Below are 13,786 nucleotides of genomic sequence, written 5' to 3' on the forward strand. Positions count from 1 at the left end.
GAAAAACGCAACGACTGCCGTGATGTTCCGCTTCGCAATCACGACATCGCCAACCCGAACCCCTGCATCAGGCGGCGGGTGGGGAAATCGGCTCTTTTCGATGTGAAGACGGCAAGGTCGGGCCCTTCAGGCAACATCTCGCCACGACCGCTCGGATCGATGTCGGCGAGAAGCGACAGCGCCCGGCGCGCGATCGCTTCGGCAGGGTCGAGCCAGTCGACCGGCCAAGGCGCCGTCTTGCGCATACGATTGGCCAGAAAGGGGTAGTGTGTGCAGGCGAGCACGACGATATCCGTACGTAGCGCATCACGTTCGACGAAGCATGGCGTGATCTCGGCGCGCACCGCCTCCTCATCGACGAAGCCCTCACGCATGTAGATCTCAGCCAGTCCCGCCAGCCTGTCGCTGCCGACCAGGCGGACATGGCATTTCTGCGCCCATTTGCTGATCAGGTCGCGCGTGTACTGGCGCTTGACGGTGCCAGGCGTCGCCAGCACCGAAACCAGCCCTGAGCGCGTGCGTTCCGCCGCCGGCTTGATCGCAGGCACCATGCCGACAAAAGGATGCTCGGGAAATCTGTCGCGCAGCGCGTCGATCACCAACGTCGAGGCGGTGTTGCAGGCGATGACCGAAATGGCCGGCGCAAACCGCTCAAGCAGTTTGCCGAAGACTTCGAGGATATGCACCCTCAGCGCCGGCTCTTCCCAGGCGCCATAGGGAAACGCAGCGTCGTCGGCGACATAGATAAAGCGGCGGTCGGGCATCAGCACGCGCGCCTCGCGCAGTACGGTGAGCCCGCCGATGCCCGAATCGAACATCAGGATCGGCCGCTCAGTCATTGTCGGTTCCTTTTCCGCCAAGCGGCGGTATGTCATCGTCCTTGCCGGCGCCGGCAAGGCGCGCCGCTTCCGCCTTGCGGGCCCGCGCGGCGGCCGCGGGCAAGCGCCGTGGATCATCGCCAGGGGACCCGTCGCCGCGCGGCATCGCCGGCGAAAACCTGTCGAGCGACGAGATGATGCCGCGCAGCACCTTCAGCTCCGGTTCGGCAAAACCGGCGCGCGTCAGCACCGCACGCAGATTGTCGATCATTTTCGGCTTCTTCGGTGCCGGCCGGAAATAGCCGCGTGCTTCCAGTGCGCCTTCGAGATAGGCGAACAGGCCGTGCAATTCCTCCTTGCTTGCCGGCTTCATGTCCGGGCCGGAAAAATTGGTCTTGGTCTCGTCTTCCAGGCCGGACTTCATCCATTCGTAGGACATCAGAAGCGCGGCCTGGGCGATGTTGAGCGACGAGAAATCGGGATCGACCGGGAACGTGACGATTTCGTCGGCAAGGCCGACCTCGTCATTGTAGAGGCCGAAGCGTTCGCGTCCGAACAGGATGCCGGTGCGCTGGCCCATCACGTGGCGCGCCCGCAGCAATCTGCCCGCCTCCACCGGCCCGCGCACGGATTTGAAGCCGTCGCGCTGCCTGGCCGTGGTGGCGAAGACGAAGTTCAGGTCGGCGAGCGCCGAGGCCAGATCGTCAAAGACGGTGACGGCGTCGATGACATGATCGGCGCGGCTGGCCGCCGCGCGTGCCTTCTCGCTCGGCCAACCGTCACGCGGATTGACGAGGCGCAGCTCCGACAGACCGAAATTGGCCATGGCGCGCGCGACCATGCCGATGTTCTCGCCAAGCTGAGGCTCGACGAGGATGATCGCCGGGCCGGCGACTGCAATGCTATCAGGATCTTTGGTGACGGGCATGATTGTCAATGAACTGCTGTTTGCGGCATTTCAGCGTCCCCTGCCATATTCGGCCGGGAAAATGAAGCATTCGCAAATGACGACGGCTCTGGCCTCCAATTCGTGACCGATCGCCGTTTGCGTGGCCAAAAGCGCTTTGATATACGGGCGACATCTCCCGGCCCAACGCCACGCGGGCAAGGCCGTCCCACATCCCAGCAACGAGGCATTCTTTCCATGGCGAAGATCAAGGTGGCGAACCCGGTCGTCGAACTCGACGGCGACGAGATGACCCGCATCATCTGGCAGTTCATCAAGGACAAGCTGATCCACCCTTATCTCGACCTCAAGCTGGAATATTACGACCTCGGCATCGAGCATCGCGACGCCACCAACGACCAGGTGACGATCGATTCGGCCAACGCCATCAAGAAATGGGGAGTCGGCGTGAAATGCGCGACGATCACGCCTGACGAGCAGCGCGTCGAGGAATTCAAGCTGAAGAAGATGTGGAAGTCGCCGAACGGCACCATCCGCAACATCCTCGGCGGCACCATCTTCCGCGAGCCGATCATCATGAAGAACGTGCCGCGCCTGGTGCCCGGCTGGACCAAGCCAATCATCGTCGGCCGTCATGCTTTCGGCGACCAGTACCGCGCCACCGATTTCCGCTTCCCCGGCAAGGGCAAGCTGACCATCAAGTTCGTCGGCGAGGACGGCCAGGTGATCGAGCACGATGTATACGACGCGCCCGGCGCCGGTGTCGCCATGGCCATGTACAATCTCGACGAGTCCATCCGCGAGTTCGCCCGCGCCTCGCTGAACTACGGCCTGCTGCGCAACTACCCGGTCTATCTGTCGACCAAGAACACCATCCTCAAGGCCTATGACGGCCGCTTCAAGGACATCTTCCAGGAGGTCTACGAGGCTGAATTCGAGGCCGAGTTCAAGTCGAAGAAGCTGTGGTACGAGCACCGCCTGATCGACGACATGGTGGCCTCCGCCCTGAAATGGTCGGGCGGCTATGTCTGGGCCTGCAAGAACTATGATGGTGACGTGCAGTCCGACACGGTCGCGCAAGGTTTCGGCTCACTCGGCCTGATGACCTCGGTGCTGATGACGCCGGACGGCAAGACCGTGGAAGCGGAAGCCGCGCACGGCACCGTCACCCGCCACTACCGCCAGCATCAGAAGGGCGAGGAAACCTCGACCAATTCGATCGCCTCGATCTTCGCCTGGACGCGTGGCCTCACCCATCGCGCCAAGCTCGACGACAATGCCGAGTTGAAGCGCTTTGCCGAGACGCTGGAAAAAGTCTGCATCCAGACGGTCGAGTCCGGCTTCATGACCAAGGACCTGTCGCTGCTGATCGGCCCCGACCAGCCTTGGCTGTCGACCACCGGTTTCCTCGACAAGATCGACGAGAACCTGCAGAAGGCGATGGCCTGATAAGTAAGCAAGATGGGCAAGCCCATCGTCTACGGGGCGGATTACAGCGTCTATGTACGCATCGTCCGCCTCGTATTCGCGGAAAAAGGCATCGACTACGAGCTTGTGCCGGTCGATGTCTTTGCCGCCGAGGGCGTTCCCGCCTGGTATTTCGAACATCATCCGTTCGGCCGCATCCCGGCCTTCGAGCATGACGGATTCCGGCTGTTCGAGACGAGCGCGATTGCCAGATATGTTGACGAGGCGTTCGACGGGCCAGCGCTGCAAGCGACGGAGCCTCGTGGCCGCGCAACCATGAACCTGATCATCGGCTTGCTCGATGCCTATGCCTACAGGTCGATGGTCTGGGATGTCGCCGTCGAGCGGCTGGAGAAGGCTCAGCCGGATGAGGCGTTGATCGCCGGCGGCCTTGCTCAGGCGAGCAAAGCGCTTCGGACGCTGTCCGCGCTGAAAGCGCCGGGACCGTGGCTGCTGGGCGGCCAGCTGACGCTGGCCGACCTGCATGCCGCACCGATCATCGGTTATTTCGTCAAGGTCGCCGAGGGGCGAAATCTGCTGGCCGAGTTGCCTGATATCCGGGACTGGTATGCGCGCATTGCGGCTCGGCCTAGCTTCGTGCGGACTGAAAAAATCGGCTGATAAGTGACGTCCGCTGTCCCTCCAACCGTTGCTTTAAATTCAGTCCACTCGCCTACGCCGCTTCGAGTGCCGCCCTTACCGCAGCAATCGCATCATCGGCCTTGGAAGCGTCGGGGCCGCCGGCCTGGGCCATGTCGGGCCGTCCGCCGCCGCCCTGCCCGCCGAGTGCCGCCGAGGCCACTCGGACAAGGTCGACGGCGCTGAAGCGGCCGACGAGATCGTCGGTGACGGCCACCACGACGCTTGCCTTGTTGTCTTCGCCGGCGCCGACGAAGACGACGACGCCGGAGCCGAGCGACGTCTTGCCGGCATCGGCCAGCGGCTTCAGGTCCTTCGGTGAGACACCTGAGACCGTCTTGCCGAGGAAGCCGACACCGGCGACCGTCTCATTGGCGGCTGGAGCATCGGCAGACGATCCGCCGCCCAATGCCAGCTTCTTGCGCGCTTCGGTCAGTTCCTTTTCGAGCTTCTTGCGCTCTTCGAGCAGCGTCTCGACGCGCGCCGGTACATCGGCCGGCGAAATCTTCAACACGGCTGCCGTCGCCTTCAAACGCCTGTCCTGCTCGTCGAGATGTTTGCGCGCGGCTTCGCCCGTCAATGCCTCGATGCGGCGCACGCCGGCGGCGACCGCGCTGTCCGATACGACACGCACGAGGCCGATATCGCCGGTCGCCCGGACATGGGTGCCACCGCAGAGCTCGACCGAATAGGGCCGGTTCGCCTTGGCGCCGTGCAGGCCGGTGCCCATCGACACGACGCGCACTTCGTCGCCGTACTTTTCGCCAAACAGCGCCATGGCGCCCTCGGCGATGGCATCGTCGACCGACATCAGGCGCGTGGTCACCGGGCCGTTCTGGACGACGATCTCGTTGGCCATGCGCTCGACCTCTTCGAGGTCTTCGGCCGAAATCGGCTTGTTGTGCGAGATGTCAAAGCGCAGGCGCTCGGGCGCGACCAGCGAGCCCTTCTGTGCGACATGGCTGCCCAGCACTTCGCGCAGCGCCTCATGGATCAGATGCGTCGCGGAATGGTTGGCGCGCAGCCTCGAGCGCCTTGCATGATCGACCTTCAGCTCGACAGCCGCGCCCGTCTTGACGGTGCCGCTGGCCACCTTGCCGATATGCACGAACAGCCCGTCGGCCTTCTTCTGCGTATCCGAAACCTCGATCGAGAACCCCTCGCCGGAGATGACGCCGGTGTCGCCCATCTGGCCGCCGGACTCGGCATAGAACGGCGTCTGGTTGACGACGATCGCCACCGCGTCGCCCTTGCCGGCGCCGTCGACAGCCTTGCCGTCCCGGACAAGCGCCTGGATGATGCCTTCCGCAGCTTCAGTCTCATAGCCGAGGAACTCGGTGGCGCCGGCCTTCTCGCGCACCGAGAACCAGATGGTCTCGGTGGCGGCGTCGCCGGACCCGGCCCAATGCTTGCGCGCCTCGGCCTTCTGCTGCTCCATCGCGTTGGTGAAGCCGGCAATATCGACCGAGATGCTGCGCTGGCGCAGTGCGTCCTGCGTCAGGTCGAGCGGGAAGCCATAGGTGTCGTAGAGCTTGAAGGCCGTCTCGCCATCCAGCATGTCGCCGGCATGCAGCGTTTCGGTCGCCTCGGAAAGCAGGCCGAGGCCGCGCACCAGCGTCTTGCGAAACCTGGTCTCCTCGAGCTTCAGCGTCTCGGTGATCAATTGTTCGCCGCGCAGCAGTTCCGGATAGGCCTGGCCCATTTCGCGCACCAGCGCCGGCACCAGCTTCCACATCAGCGGTTCGTTGGCACCGAGCAGCTGTGCATGGCGCATGGCGCGGCGCATGATGCGGCGCAGGACGTAGCCCCTGCCTTCGTTCGAGGGCAGCACGCCATCGGCGACCAGGAAGGAGGACGAGCGCAGATGATCGGCAATGACCCGGTAGGAGGCGACCGTCTCCTTGTCGGGACCATGCCCGATCGCGGACGAGGCCGCGTCGATCAGGTGACGGAACAGATCGGTCTCGAAGACGCTTTCCACCCCTTGCAGGATGGACGCCATGCGCTCCAGGCCCATGCCGGTGTCGATCGAGGGGCGCGGCAGGTCGATGCGCTCCTCCTTCGTCACCTGTTCATACTGCATGAACACCAGGTTCCAGAATTCCAGGAAACGGTCGCCATCCTCCTCCGGGCTGCCGGGAGGGCCGCCCCAGATGTGCTCGCCGCGGTCGATGAAGATCTCCGAGCACGGCCCGCAGGGTCCGGTGTCGCCCATCGCCCAGAAATTGTCCGAGGTCGCGATGCGAATGATGCGGTCGTCGGAAAAACCGGCGATCTTCTTCCAGAAGCCGGCCGCCTCGTCATCCGTGTGATAGACGGTGACCAGCAGCTTGTCCTTGCTCAGCCCGAATTCCCTGGTGATCAGGTTCCAGGCAAGCTCGATGGCGCGCTCCTTGAAATAGTCGCCGAAGGAGAAGTTGCCGAGCATCTCGAAGAAGGTCAGATGACGCGCGGTGTAGCCGACATTGTCGAGATCGTTGTGCTTGCCGCCGGCGCGAACGCTCTTCTGGGCGGTCGAGGCGCGCGAATAGGGCCGCTTCTCCAGGCCGGTGAAGACGTTCTTGAACTGTACCATGCCGGCGTTGGTGAACATCAGCGTCGGGTCGTTGCGCGGCACCAGCGGACTCGACGCGACGATCTCGTGACCCTCCTTGCGGAAGTAGTCGAGAAATGTCGACCGGATTTCGTTCACGCCACTCATGAATGCTGCCTTTTCGGAAGGGCCGCCGGCAAACCGGCGGAAATGGGCTCTGCGTTTTAGAAGATTAGGACTTGGCCTTTTAGCCGCCGCGCTTCACCCTGTCCAGAAACACGGAATTGGTCCAATCCACGGCCTTTGCCGGCCGTTCGAACCGGCCTGTTTTCGCCGCCGAAACGCAAAACCGCCGGCACTGGGCCGGCGGTTTCAAAACGCATTAACGCGGAACTCGATTACTTAAGCCCGAGATAATAGAATGCGATTATGGCCGAACTCCGGCCGACCTCGCGAGTTGTCACATCGCGCCGGATTCCTCCTCGAACCCGTCGTCGCCACCTTCGGAGCCGCCATTCTCAAGGAACTTTTCGGCGATCAGCCCGGCATTCTGTCGGAGCGCCAGCTCGATCTCGCGTGCGGTGTCGGGATTGTCGCGCAGGAACAGTTTGGCATTCTCGCGGCCTTGGCCGAGACGCTGCGAATTGTAGGAGAACCAGGCGCCCGACTTCTCGACCACGCCGGCCTTAACGCCGAGATCGACCAGTTCGCCGGTCTTGGACACGCCTTCACCATACATGATGTCGAACTCGACCACCTTGAAGGGCGGCGCCAGCTTGTTCTTGACCACCTTGACGCGGGTCTGGTTGCCGACGACTTCGTCGCGGTCCTTGACCGAGCCGATGCGGCGGATGTCGAGGCGCACCGATGCGTAGAATTTCAGCGCGTTGCCGCCGGTCGTCGTCTCGGGCGAACCGAACATGACGCCGATCTTCATGCGGATCTGGTTGATGAAGATGACCATGGTGTTGGAGCGCGAGATCGAGGCGGTCAGCTTGCGCAGCGCCTGGCTCATCAGGCGGGCCTGCAGGCCGGGCAGCGAATCACCCATCTCGCCTTCGATTTCGGCACGTGGCGTCAGCGCCGCGACCGAATCGACCACCAGCACGTCGATGGCGCCGGAGCGCACCAGCGTGTCGCAGATTTCCAGCGCCTGCTCACCGGTGTCGGGCTGCGAAATCAGCAGGTTTTCGAGATCGACGCCAAGCTTGCGGGCATAGACCGGATCAAGCGCGTGCTCGGCATCGACGAAAGCGCAGATGCCGCCCTTCTTCTGGGCTTCGGCCACGGTGTGCAGGGCCAGCGTCGTCTTGCCCGAGCTTTCCGGCCCGTAGATCTCGATGATGCGGCCGCGCGGCAGGCCACCGACGCCAAGCGCGATGTCGAGGCCAAGCGAGCCGGTCGGCACCGTTTCGATCTCGACGACCTGCTCGTTGGCGCCGAGCCGCATGATCGAGCCCTTGCCGAAAGCCCGCTCGATCTGCGACAGCGCCGCATCCAGAGCCTTTGATTTGTCCACTGCCTTGTCCTCTACCAGCCGCAAAGAATTCTGAGCCATGATACATCACCCCTTGGTCGTCAATGAAGGCCGGACAATCCGTAATCCCTGCCTATTTGTACCTTTTTTGTTCTCATTTGGCAAGAGGGATCAAATATCTGAAAAACAAGCATTATCCGGATTTGTTCTTTTTTTGTCCAAGGATTCGATCAGGGATGCACCGCACGTTGGGCCAGACGGCCGGTTGTTTCGATCTGCCGAATCGCCGCCTTGCATGCGAAGCTCCGTCGCACAGCCTAGCGCTTGTGCGGCTGGAATAACAAAGGTCATATCGCCGGCATGCTGAAATCCGCGAAAATACTGGCCGTAGGCGGCGCCCATATCGACCGGCGGGGCCAGGTGTCCGGCGCTTACGTGCCCGCCGCCTCCAATCCGGGCACAATGCGCGAGGATGTCGGCGGCGGCGTCTTCAACGCTTTGCGCAGTGCCGTACGGCGCGGCGTCTCCGCGTCGCTGATGTCGGTGCGCGGCGGCGATGCCGCAGCCGACACGGTTTCGCGGGCCATTGCCGGGGCAGGCATTGCCGACCTGTCGGCGGTCTTCCTCGACCGCACGACGCCGAGCTACACGGCGCTGATCGACAGCGAGGGCGAACTGATCGTCGGCTTTGCCGACATGGCGCTCTATGATTTGGCGTTTCCCAAGCAGATTAGGCGCTCCAAGGTGCGGGAGGTGATCGCTGCCGCCGACGCGATCCTGTGCGACGCCAACCTGCCCTCTTCGGCGCTGGAACGGCTGGTCGCGCTCGCCGCGGGCAAGCCGGTTTTCGCGATTGCCATTTCGCCGGCCAAGGTGGTGCGGTTGCTACCGGTGCTGAAGGAGCTTTCGCTGGTCTTCATGAACCGGCGCGAGGCCATGGCGCTGGCCGGCGTCGCCGCGAATGCCACGGAGCGCGAGGTCGTCGACGGGTTGCGATGCAGCGGCCTCGTCAGCGGCGTGGTGACGGCAGGCGGCGGGCCCATGCTGGGCTTCGATGAAGCCGGCGCCTTCTCGATCCAGCCGCCGCCACCAAGAAAAGTCGCCGACGTCACCGGCGCCGGCGATGCGCTGGCGGGCGCAACGGTCGCTGCCTTGCTGCGAGGACTGCCGTTGCGGGCAGCTCTGCGCGAAGGCATTGCCGGGGCGACGCTTGCCATCGAAAGCGCCGCCGCCGTTCCGGAGTTCACCGCGGCGAGCTTCGCGGAAGCGTTGGCTCTTGTGCCGGATGCCAGGGAAATGGCATGAGACCGGCGAATTCATAGTGCCGCGATGTTGCCGAGCGTCCGACGGACGCGCCGCATTCCGGATAGGAGACCTTGATGACCCCTGAGACCGCCCGCCCCTTCATCGACATCCACGCGCCGGTGGCGCAGGCCCTGGCCGACGGCCGGCCGGTGGTGGCGCTGGAAAGCACCATCATCACCCATGGCATGCCCTACCCCGACAATGGCGCCATGGCGGCCGATGTCGAAAAGATCATCAGCGATGGCGGCGCCGTGCCGGCGACGATCGCCGTGGTTGGCGGCCGCATCAAGATCGGGCTTTCGGACGGCGAGCGCGAATCGCTGGCGATGACGGGCGACGCGATGAAGCTGTCGCGCGCCGATCTCGGTTTTGCCGTGGCGCAAGGGCGCACCGGTGGCACCACGGTCGCCGCCACCATGATCGCGGCGCATATGGTCGGCATAAAAGTGTTCGCCACCGGCGGTATCGGCGGTGTGCACAAGGGCGCCGAAAAGAGCTTTGACATTTCCGCCGATCTCGACGAGCTGGCGCGCACCCCGGTGATTGTCGTCTCGGCCGGCGCCAAGGCCATCCTCGACATCGAAAAGACGCTGGAAGTGCTGGAGACGCGCGGCGTGCCGGTGATCGGCCATGGCTGCGAGACGATGCCGGCCTTCTGGTCCAGGCAATCGCCGTTCCGCGCGCCACTGACCTTGCACGAGCCGGAAGAGATCGCGCATTTCTACCAGACGAGGGCGGCACTAGGACTCGCCGGCGGCATGCTGATTGCCAATCCTGTGCCGGAAAACCAGGAAATCCCGGCTGCGGAGATGGCGGGCTATATCGACGCCGCGCAGAAGGCCGCCGAGGCACAACATGTCACCGGCAAGGCGGTGACGCCATTCCTGCTGGGAAAGATCCTCGAACTGACCGGCGGCAGGAGCCTGAAGACCAACATCGCGCTGGTGGAAAACAATGCACGGCTGGCGGCGAGGATAGCCAGGGCTCTGTAGGGTGGGATAGGCGTTCGGCAATGCACGGCTAAACGCAACCGCCGCGTTCCTTCTCGCGCCCCCCTCTGTCCTGCCGGACATCTGGGGGAGATTGGAAGCTTCGGCGCTCCGTTCATTCCTTCACCATCGAAAGATTGGCGAAGGTCGCGATGACGTCCGATCTCCCCCTTGAGGGGGAGATGTCCGGCAGGACAGAGGGGGGGGTTAACTCGCGCCAGCGCCCCAAGGCTGGCATCACTTCCCCGCCCGCCGCCCCGCCTCATAGGCCCGCCGTGCCCAGACCGTCATCTCGTCGGGATCATCGAAAGCGCTGTCGGGAACGCTCCAGTAGGGCATGGCGACCAGCTTGCCGTGGCGCGAGCCGGTATAGGTCCATTGCGTGCAGCCGGCGGCCTCGAACTCGGGCGCGCTTTGCTCGTCGGCTTTCAACAGCAATTCGCCACGCAGCACGATGGCGACGATGACGCCGTCGAAATAGATGCCCTTGCCGCCGAACAGTTTGCGGATGCTGACAGGGCCGAGACCCTCGAACAGTTCGGCGATGCGTTCATTGTCCATGCCGCGATCATGTCACCGGCATCTGGCCTTGTCATCGCCGCAACCAAAATCATGCTGACAGGTTGAGAGAGGTATCGGAGTTTTCCCGCCATGCCGCTTCTGCTGAAAGGGTCCTGTCGCTGCAATGCCGTGCGTTTCGAGGTGGAAAGCCACACGCCGGCGCCGTTCATGCTGTGCTACTGCTCCATCTGCCGCAAGCAGCAAGGCGGCGGCGGCTTCGCCATCAATCTCGGTGCCGACAACGAGACACTGAACATCAGGGGCAAGCGCAGCCTCGGCGTCTTTCGGGCGGAGATCGAGGACGACGAGCATCCGCATTGCGAAATCTCAACCGGCGAGCGCAATTTCTGCAAGAAATGCGGCTCAGCCCTTTGGCTCTACGATCCGACATGGCCGGAACTGGTGCACCCCTTCGCCTCAGCGATCGACAGCGATTTACCCATTCCGCCGAGCCGAGTGCACCTGATGCTGAAATACAAAGCGAACTGGGTGGAACCGGTGGTTGGCAAGCACGACAAGGTCTTCGACGTCTATCCCGAGGAATCGATCGCCGATTGGCACAAGCGGACGGGCATGTGGGTGGAGTGAGTTTCTTCGCCCCGTTTACGGGGAGGTGAGGAGTGATCCGCGCACCGAACGAAAAGCCAATTGCTTGGATTTTCTAACGACGTACGCCGGCAGGCTGGGCGGAGCTAACTCTGGAGAGGCTGGCGCTGCCCCTCATCCGTCACTTCGTGACACTTTCTCCGCGTAAACGGGGCGAAGGAAAAAATCAGGCCGAAGCGCGTGCCTCTGCCAGTGCCTTCAGGTCGGCCGGCTTCAGTTCGACGGATTCGCCGCAGCCGCAGGCCGAGCTCTGGTTCGGGTTGTGGAAGGTGAAGCCGGTGCGCAGCGTCGTCTGCTCGAAATCCATCTCGGTGCCGAACAGGAATAGCGCAGCCTCGGGCGCGACATAGACATGCGCGCCGTCGCGCTCGATATGGTCGTCCTTGGTGTTGGGCTCGGTCACCAGATCGACCGTATATTCCATGCCGGCGCAGCCGCCCTTCTTGATGCCGAGGCGGATGCCATGCGCGTTGTCGCGGGTGGCGACGATCTCGCGCACCCGGTCGGCGGCCTTTTCGGTCATGGTGATGACGGCGAAGCGTCCCATTCTTTTTCCTTCCATTCCATGCAGGTTCAAGGCCTGCCGAATGATTCCTCACCTAAAATGGTGAAGTTTTATCCATGGCGCAAGTGCACCAGCCTCTGTCGGGCTAGTACCAACCCACCGCCACCTGCGCCTCTTCCGACATGCGGTCGGCCGACCAGGGCGGGTCGAAGGTCATGTTGACCTCGACGCCGGACACGCCTTCGACGGCGCCGACGGCATTTTCGACCCAGCCGGGCATTTCGCCGGCAACAGGGCAGCCGGGAGCGGTCAGCGTCATGTCGATCTTGACCGAGCGATTGTCCTCGATGTCGATCTTGTAGATGAGGCCGAGCTCGTAGATATCGGCCGGGATTTCCGGATCGTAGACCGTCTTCAGCGCCGATACGATGTCGTCGGTCAACCGCGCCAGTTCGTCGGCTGGGATGGCCGATCCCGAAACCAGCGCATTGGGCGCGGTTTCCGGAGTGGTCTCGGCAGCGATGCTTGCATCATCCATGGTCGTCACCCAAAAAAATCGTCATCCGAAGAATTTGCGCGCTTTTTCAAGCGCCTCGGCCAAAGCGTCGACTTCGGCCCTGGTATTATACATGCCGAACGATGCCCTGCATGTGGAGGTTACGCCGAAACGTTTCAACAGCGGCTGGGCGCAATGGGTGCCCGCGCGGACTGCAACGCCCTGCCTGTCTATCACCATCGACACGTCGTGCGCATGAATGCCTTGCAGTTCGAACGAGATGATGGCTCCCTTGCCGGGCGCATCGCCGAAGATGCGCAGCGAATTGATGGCGCGCAGCCGCTCATGCGCATAGTTCTTAAGGTCTTCCTCATGCGCGGCGATGCGCTCGCGGCCGATCGTTTCCATATAGTCGAGCGCGGCACCCAGTCCGATCGCCTGCACGATCGGCGGCGTGCCGGCTTCGAAACGATGCGGCGGCTCGTTGTAGGTGACGATGTCTTCCGTCACCTCCTCGATCATCTCGCCACCGCCCATGAAGGGGCGCATGCCCTGAAGAATGTCCTTCTTGCCGTAGAGCACGCCGATGCCCGAAGGGCCATAAACCTTGTGCCCGGTGAAGACGAAGAAGTCGCAGTCGAGATCCTGCACATCGATCGGCATATGCACGGCGCTCTGGCTGCCGTCGACGAGGACGGGAATTCCACGCGCATGCGCGATGCGCACGATTTCCTTGATCGGCGTCACCGTGCCCAGCGCATTCGACATCTGCGTGACGGCGACCAGTTTGGTGCGGTCGGTCAGCCGTTTTTCGAATTCCTCGATGTGGAAGACGCCGAGATCGTCGACCGGCACCCAGACCAGCTTGGCGCCCTGCCGCTCGCGGATAAAATGCCAGGGAACGATGTTGGAGTGGTGCTCCATGATCGACAGCACGATCTCGTCGCCCTCGCCGATGTTGGGCATGCCATAGCCATAGGCCACGGTGTTGATGGCCGAGGTCGTGTTCGAGGTGAAGATGATGTTGTCGGTGCTTGGCGCGTTGAGGAAACGGCGTACCGTTTCGCGCGCCTTTTCGTAGGCGTCGGTCGCGGCATTGGACAGGAAATGCAGGCCACGATGGACGTTGGCATATTCCTGGCTGTAGGCGTGCTGGACGGCGTCGAGCACCACCTGCGGCTTCTGTGCCGAGGCGCCATTGTCGAGATAGACCAGCTTCTTGCCATAGACTTCCCGCGACAGGATCGGGAAATCGCGGCGGATCGCTTCGACGTCGTAGGGAATGTTTTCGAGTTTCTGGTCCATTTCAAAGTCCTTGCCGGCCAAGGCCGAGATCCTTCCAACACCCCTCATCCGACCGAGCTTCGCTCGGCCACCTTCTCCACAAGGGGAGAAGGTCTAGCGCTTTACCTTCTCCCCTTGTGGGAGAAGGTGGATTGGCGCGTAGCGCCAAGACGGATGAGGGGTGGCTTTGCCGGACCCC

General features: G+C 63.0%; 13 protein-coding genes. 5 read left to right on the plus strand and 8 right to left on the minus strand.

From position 1 onward, the window contains the following. Positions 1-38: 38 nt before the first annotated feature. Positions 39-839, minus strand: coding sequence for a glutamate racemase (gene murI / locus A9K65_RS24185; protein ID WP_064995403.1), 801 nt, complete (start codon positions 837-839; stop codon positions 39-41). Beyond that, positions 832-1,746 carry an RNA methyltransferase gene (locus A9K65_RS24190; protein ID WP_064995404.1) on the minus strand — a complete coding sequence of 305 codons (915 nt, stop codon included), beginning with the start codon at positions 1,744-1,746 and terminating at the stop codon, positions 832-834. The genes murI and A9K65_RS24190 overlap by 8 nt, the downstream gene beginning before the upstream one ends. A gap of 216 nt (positions 1,747-1,962) precedes the next feature. Here A9K65_RS24190 and A9K65_RS24195 point away from each other — a divergent pair, with 216 nt between their 5' ends. Together A9K65_RS24195 and A9K65_RS24200 are read left to right on the plus strand one after the other, a co-directional pair. Continuing rightward, complete coding sequence (locus A9K65_RS24195) at positions 1,963-3,174, plus strand: NADP-dependent isocitrate dehydrogenase (protein ID WP_064995405.1); 1,212 nt, start codon at positions 1,963-1,965, stop codon at positions 3,172-3,174. A gap of 12 nt (positions 3,175-3,186) precedes the next feature. Then, entirely contained in the window at positions 3,187-3,813 is a 627-nt protein-coding gene (locus A9K65_RS24200; protein ID WP_064995406.1) for a glutathione S-transferase family protein, read from the plus strand. 52 nt (positions 3,814-3,865) lie between these two features. Here A9K65_RS24200 and alaS read toward each other — a convergent pair whose 3' ends face one another. Both alaS and recA read right to left on the minus strand, forming a co-directional pair. Next, positions 3,866-6,532 (minus strand): alanine--tRNA ligase, encoded by a 2,667-nt coding sequence (gene alaS / locus A9K65_RS24205; protein ID WP_027162375.1) that lies wholly within the window; start codon positions 6,530-6,532, stop codon positions 3,866-3,868. Between the two features lie 292 nt (positions 6,533-6,824). Further along, positions 6,825-7,922: a recombinase RecA gene (recA, locus tag A9K65_RS24210; RefSeq protein ID WP_013532151.1), complete on the minus strand. Its 1,098-nt coding sequence runs from the start codon at positions 7,920-7,922 to the stop codon at positions 6,825-6,827. A 279-nt stretch (positions 7,923-8,201) separates the two neighbouring features. On the opposite strand from recA, the gene A9K65_RS24215 reads away from it, so the two are divergent. Then, entirely contained in the window at positions 8,202-9,146 is a 945-nt protein-coding gene (locus A9K65_RS24215; protein WP_064995491.1) for a carbohydrate kinase family protein, read from the plus strand. A 74-nt stretch (positions 9,147-9,220) separates the two neighbouring features. Further along, the gene (locus A9K65_RS24220; RefSeq protein WP_064995407.1) at positions 9,221-10,138 is read left to right on the plus strand and encodes a pseudouridine-5'-phosphate glycosidase; all 918 of its coding nucleotides are present in this window, start codon (positions 9,221-9,223) and stop codon (positions 10,136-10,138) included. Between the two features lie 234 nt (positions 10,139-10,372). On the opposite strand, the gene A9K65_RS24225 is transcribed toward A9K65_RS24220, so the two are convergent. Next, a complete protein-coding gene (locus A9K65_RS24225) occupies positions 10,373-10,696 on the minus strand; it encodes a TfoX/Sxy family protein (protein WP_024504570.1) in 324 nt (107 codons plus the stop codon). Positions 10,697-10,786: 90 nt separating this feature from the next. On the opposite strand from A9K65_RS24225, the gene A9K65_RS24230 reads away from it, so the two are divergent. Continuing rightward, positions 10,787-11,284: a GFA family protein gene (locus A9K65_RS24230; RefSeq protein WP_024504571.1), complete on the plus strand. Its 498-nt coding sequence runs from the start codon at positions 10,787-10,789 to the stop codon at positions 11,282-11,284. A 184-nt stretch (positions 11,285-11,468) separates the two neighbouring features. On the opposite strand, the gene sufA is transcribed toward A9K65_RS24230, so the two are convergent. From sufA to A9K65_RS24245, 3 genes are all read right to left on the minus strand, one after another. Continuing rightward, a complete protein-coding gene (gene sufA / locus A9K65_RS24235) occupies positions 11,469-11,849 on the minus strand; it encodes a Fe-S cluster assembly scaffold SufA (protein ID WP_013532156.1) in 381 nt (126 codons plus the stop codon). A 103-nt stretch (positions 11,850-11,952) separates the two neighbouring features. Next, positions 11,953-12,345, minus strand: a complete 393-nt coding sequence (locus A9K65_RS24240) for an SUF system Fe-S cluster assembly protein (protein WP_013532157.1) — start codon at positions 12,343-12,345, stop codon at positions 11,953-11,955. 21 nt (positions 12,346-12,366) lie between these two features. After that, a complete protein-coding gene (locus A9K65_RS24245; protein WP_064995408.1) occupies positions 12,367-13,608 on the minus strand; it encodes a cysteine desulfurase in 1,242 nt (413 codons plus the stop codon). Between the last annotated feature and the right edge of the window lie 178 nt (positions 13,609-13,786).

Origin of the sequence: Mesorhizobium sp. WSM1497 (genome assembly GCF_001672455.2) — a bacterium.
Classification (GTDB): domain Bacteria; phylum Pseudomonadota; class Alphaproteobacteria; order Rhizobiales; family Rhizobiaceae; genus Mesorhizobium; species Mesorhizobium ciceri.

Bases quoted from the DNA above. Each gene is read 5' to 3' on its own strand.
- A9K65_RS24200 (WP_064995406.1), top strand. From the start codon at position 3,187: ATGGGCAAGCCCATCGTCTACGGGGCGGATTACAGCGTCTATGTACGC.
- A9K65_RS24195 (WP_064995405.1), top strand. From the start codon at position 1,963: ATGGCGAAGATCAAGGTGGCGAACCCGGTCGTCGAACTCGACGGCGAC.
- recA (WP_013532151.1), bottom strand. From the start codon at position 7,922: ATGGCTCAGAATTCTTTGCGGCTGGTAGAGGACAAGGCAGTGGACAAA.
- murI (WP_064995403.1), bottom strand. From the start codon at position 839: ATGACTGAGCGGCCGATCCTGATGTTCGATTCGGGCATCGGCGGGCTC.
- A9K65_RS24225 (WP_024504570.1), bottom strand. From the start codon at position 10,696: ATGGACAATGAACGCATCGCCGAACTGTTCGAGGGTCTCGGCCCTGTC.
- A9K65_RS24245 (WP_064995408.1), bottom strand. From the start codon at position 13,608: ATGGACCAGAAACTCGAAAACATTCCCTACGACGTCGAAGCGATCCGC.
- alaS (WP_027162375.1), bottom strand. From the start codon at position 6,532: ATGAGTGGCGTGAACGAAATCCGGTCGACATTTCTCGACTACTTCCGC.
- A9K65_RS24230 (WP_024504571.1), top strand. From the start codon at position 10,787: ATGCCGCTTCTGCTGAAAGGGTCCTGTCGCTGCAATGCCGTGCGTTTC.
- A9K65_RS24220 (WP_064995407.1), top strand. From the start codon at position 9,221: ATGACCCCTGAGACCGCCCGCCCCTTCATCGACATCCACGCGCCGGTG.
- sufA (WP_013532156.1), bottom strand. From the start codon at position 11,849: ATGGGACGCTTCGCCGTCATCACCATGACCGAAAAGGCCGCCGACCGG.
- A9K65_RS24240 (WP_013532157.1), bottom strand. From the start codon at position 12,345: ATGGATGATGCAAGCATCGCTGCCGAGACCACTCCGGAAACCGCGCCC.
- A9K65_RS24215 (WP_064995491.1), top strand. From the start codon at position 8,202: ATGCTGAAATCCGCGAAAATACTGGCCGTAGGCGGCGCCCATATCGAC.
- A9K65_RS24190 (WP_064995404.1), bottom strand. From the start codon at position 1,746: ATGCCCGTCACCAAAGATCCTGATAGCATTGCAGTCGCCGGCCCGGCG.